The 3245-nt window shown below is 33.8% G+C and carries 2 protein-coding genes; both read left to right on the top strand.

What is annotated here, in order from left to right; genetic code table 11:
• The first annotated feature begins 1017 nt into the window (after positions 1 to 1017).
• A complete protein-coding gene (ltrA, locus tag N456_RS08850; RefSeq protein ID WP_062056038.1) occupies positions 1018 to 2670 on the top strand; it encodes a group II intron reverse transcriptase/maturase in 1653 nt (550 codons plus the stop codon).
• A gap of 305 nt (positions 2671 to 2975) precedes the next feature.
• A complete protein-coding gene (locus N456_RS08845; RefSeq protein ID WP_062056036.1) occupies positions 2976 to 3209 on the top strand; it encodes a hypothetical protein in 234 nt (77 codons plus the stop codon).
• The last annotated feature ends 36 nt before the right edge of the window (positions 3210 to 3245 follow it).

The raw sequence follows: 3245 nt of genomic DNA, 5'->3' as shown, positions 1-3245 counted from the left end.
CTATAGGGAGATCACACGTAACTTTTTACTATAACAATGACCAAGTATTTACTATAAGGATCACACGTAACTTTTTACTATAACAATGACCAAGTATTTACTATAGGGATGACGGTAAGGATAAGTTAAAAGCTGAAAAAATAAAATAGTTAGAAAACGATGAAAGTAGTATTTCATACAAAAGCACATACCTAAGTTAGGATTTTGAATATTATGGAATTACATTTAAAAATAAACACCTCAATGGGCTATGTATTTTATAATAATAAACAGCCCGATTTGTATTCTTTAGGTATCAGGGTTTCGTACCTTTTATCCATATTAGATATTGGATTAAATAATTTCAATTAGTTTTTATTAACTGGCTATTCTTTAATTTTTTTTTCGAACGTTTTTATCTCTTTTTAATTTATAGGGGGGATGTGCGACACGATAAGACGCATTAAATAAGTGAGAATTATCCAGTAGGATAAATAATCTAGGCTTGTGTTTGAAGCCTATTCCTGAATTTTGCGGGCGTGGTTGGTAACGATCAGGTTCGAAGCCAGAATTAAAACCTAAGTCTTTCAGAAGCTATTAATGAAGACGGGTGAAGGAAAAATTGGAAAGATGAATGAAAATGAACTCTTGATGAAGTTTCGTAAGATAAAATTGTACGAATGACAGATGATACGTACAAATAAGCCGTAAAGAGTGTAGAGATTTATTCCTGTCTCTATAATAAACACCTCAAGGCTTCGGAACATAGAGAGCATCTTCCCCAATTGTATCTTATTGATGTGTAACGTGATAACCCTGACAAGGTCCGGACTTACTATCCGGTAAGCAAACTGTAAAGAATGCCTAAACCCTTAGCAGGAGTAGGAAGGTCTAAAAAGCGAAAGCCGACAGCCGAAAGGTAAAGGGAATACATAACCTGTCGGATAGGATATATATCTAACCTGAAAGGGTGCTGACGTGGATCTGGTGGTTCTTCTAAAGAGACACTGTAAAGAAAGTTAATCAAAGTGAAGTTAGATGCAGAAACAAAAAGCAAACGAAACAATGAGACCTGAAAGCTGGACTGATATTAATTGGAAACAGACAGAAAAGCAGGTTCGCAATCTGAGACAGCGGATTTTTAGAGCGACACAGGAAGGTGATCTTAAAAAAGCAAGATCACTTCAGAAACTTATGTTGAGGAGTCATTCTAACACTCTATTAAGTGTAAGAAAGGTAACTCAGGTAAATAAAGGGAAGTATACCGCAGGAGTAGATGGCAAAATTGTAAAAACGCCAAAAGCAAGAGGGAGACTAGTTCAACAACTTATGGACTATCACCCTTGGAAAGCTAATCCTACAAGAAGGATATATATCCCTAAAGCAAATGGAAAGTCCCGTCCTCTAGGTATTCCAACTGTAATTGACAGATGCATGCAAGCAAAGGTCAAAAATGCGCTGGAACCTCAATGGGAAGCAAAGTTCGAAGCTACTAGCTACGGATTTCGTCCTGGTAGAGGATGTCACGATGCAATTATGTCAATCTTCTTAAATGCTAATTCTAGGTCAAAAAAGAAATGGATAGTAGATGCGGATATTAAAGGGGCATTTGATCATATTGACCATGAATCCCTACTAACAACCATAGAAGGTTTTCCCGCAAAGGAGCTCATTAAACAATGGTTAAAAGCTGGTTTTATGGAAGGTAAGATGTTCAAGGAAACTCCTACAGGAACTCCGCAGGGAGGGATAATATCTCCATTATTAGCCAATATTGCTTTACATGGAATGGAAGAAGCTTTGGGTATAGAAAGAAAAAATGGTAGGCTCAAAAGAAAAATGCACGGGAATAGGGCAATTATAAGGTATGCCGATGATTTTGTGATTCTCTGTGAGACCAAGAAAGACGCCGAAAGTGCCAAAGAAACAATAGCCTTCTGGTTAAAAGACAGAGGACTGGCACTCTCGAAAGAAAAAACCCAAATAGTTAATATAACAAAAGGGTTTGATTTCTTGGGATTCAATATTAGACAGTACAAAATCAGAAATGACCAATACAAGTTGTTCATAACCCCAAGCAAAGAGTCCGTCAAGAAAATCCGATCTAAACTAAAAAAAGAATGGAGGTCTCTTGTTGGACACAATATGAACCAAATCATTTTTAGAATCAATCCTATAATAAGGGGATGGGCAAATTATTATAAAATTGCAGTGTCATCAAAGACTTTTCAATCAATGGATGACTGGATGTTTAAAAGGCAACTTAGGTATGCCTCTCGAACTCATCCAAACAAACCTTGGTATTGGTGTAAAAACAAATATTGGGGCAAATTCAATCGATTTAGAAATGACAAATGGGTATTTGGAAGCAAAAATCCACACTTATTTCTGATCAAATTCGGATGGTTCAAAATTGAGAGACATATTTTAGTAAAAGGTTCTAATTCTCCTGATGATCCAAAATTAAATACTTATTGGAAATCTAGAGAGAAAAGAAAAATCAAGTCTCTAAGATTAAATTCAAAGAAACTGATTAAGAACCAAAACTATAAATGCCCGATATGTAAACTATCTCTTTTAAATGGTGAGGCAATCAAGGAGATTAAACTACCAAAAAATAGAAATGGTAAAACTCAAACAAAAGTTATTCATAAATTTTGCATAAAAAACATAAGAAAAATAATACTGTAAGTTGCATTAGGAACTGCTTGAGCCGTATGCTATGAAAGTAGCACGTACGGTTCTGAGGGGAGTGAGAGGTAGTAATACCTCTCATTTACCCGACAAATTCAAAACCCTTATTATATCTAATAAAATAACGTTTTTGATACTTTTTTTACTTTTAATTTAAATCACAATATGAAACGATTTTACAAGGAAGGTAAATAAATAAGTTCTCATTTTTTTGGAATTTATTATTTTTTTAATGAAACTTTAAATACATGAAGTACAATAAATTGAATGCTCCAAAATTCTAAAAAACACACTTTATGATTATGGAAAAACAGAGAACAACAAAAAGAAAAAAACCTCAATCACTAATTCAAGAAGTAAAAGGATTAAATAGAATTTCACATCAGAAAAAAGCTCTTTTAAAAAATCCTTGGATAAAAGGACTTATTGTAGTTGGGGGATTGTATGGATTACTTTTTGTTTCAAAATATGTTATTAGAGAATATGCAGATTTAATAACAGCTACTAAAAAATTAAGAAACGCTCGAAGATTATAAAAAAATATCTTATGAATGTAAACACTGTAAACAAAG

This window comes from Aquimarina longa SW024, assembly GCF_001401755.1.
GTDB lineage: Bacteria > Bacteroidota > Bacteroidia > Flavobacteriales > Flavobacteriaceae > Aquimarina > Aquimarina longa.
The sequence above is the reverse complement of the archived record's forward strand: the minus strand, read 5'-3'. Positions and strand labels throughout refer to the sequence as shown.

What these genes read in the sequence shown, in the direction of transcription:
- N456_RS08845 (WP_062056036.1), top strand. Translation starts at nt 2,976, where the DNA reads ATGGAAAAACAGAGAACAACAAAAAGAAAAAAACCTCAATCACTAATT.
- ltrA (WP_062056038.1), top strand. Translation starts at nt 1,018, where the DNA reads ATGCAGAAACAAAAAGCAAACGAAACAATGAGACCTGAAAGCTGGACT.